Origin of the sequence: Pseudoalteromonas sp. SCQQ13 (assembly GCF_015864415.1) — a bacterium.
Lineage (GTDB): Bacteria > Pseudomonadota > Gammaproteobacteria > Enterobacterales > Alteromonadaceae > Pseudoalteromonas > Pseudoalteromonas nigrifaciens.
The window spans coordinates 1-641 of the sequence record NZ_JADYXG010000057.1 but is presented as its reverse complement, the minus strand read 5'-3'; the positions used below and the strand labels follow the sequence as shown (position 1 = coordinate 641).

The following is a 641-nucleotide window of genomic DNA, read 5'->3' as shown; positions in this document are numbered from 1 at the left end:
TGCACAAGAGCCTCTTGGTCTTCAGGAGAAGCAGGTGTTGCAGGGTCCAGTGAAGCCTTTGGACTGGAGGTTTCCCATTGTTCCAGAAGTGCCGAGTGAGATGGCGGTGGATTTCCATTTGAGGCAACCTGTGACCCCCAGTAGTGTAGCTATTCAATGCGGTGAGAACCGGATTCATGTGGAGGTACAGCAGGACTTGTTTAGCAATGGTGAACTGATCCAGCCATCTGGTCTGACTCTGGGAGGATGTCCTGTTGTCGGTTTGGTCCCAGGCTCTAAGGTGCTCTTCTTTGAGAATGAACTGCAGGACTGCAACAGTGTCTTGATGATGACCAAGGATGAGCTTGTCTACACCTTTGCCCTTACCTACACTCCTGAGGCGTTTGCTGGCACTCCGATTACCCGTGCAGGTGGTGCAGTTATTGGAGTTCAATGCCACTATCAAAGGTTTCAAAATGTCAGCAGTAGTGCCTTGAAGCCAACTTGGGTCCCTTATGCCTCAACGGAGGCTGGTGAAGAAGTCTTGGTGTTCTCCCTGAAGCTCATGACTGATGACTGGTCCTATGAGAGGCCTTCAAACTCTTACTTCCTGGGTGACGTTATTAATGTTGAGGCATCTGTGAAGGTATACAACCACGTCC

Annotated in this window: 1 protein-coding gene; it reads left to right on the top strand. The window is 50.2% G+C overall.

Going from position 1 to position 641, the window contains the following annotated elements:
* Positions 1–34 precede the first annotated feature (34 nt).
* A partial coding sequence (locus tag I6F41_RS17960; protein WP_161519140.1) for a zona pellucida domain-containing protein occupies positions 35–641 on the top strand: 607 nt, incomplete at its 3' end.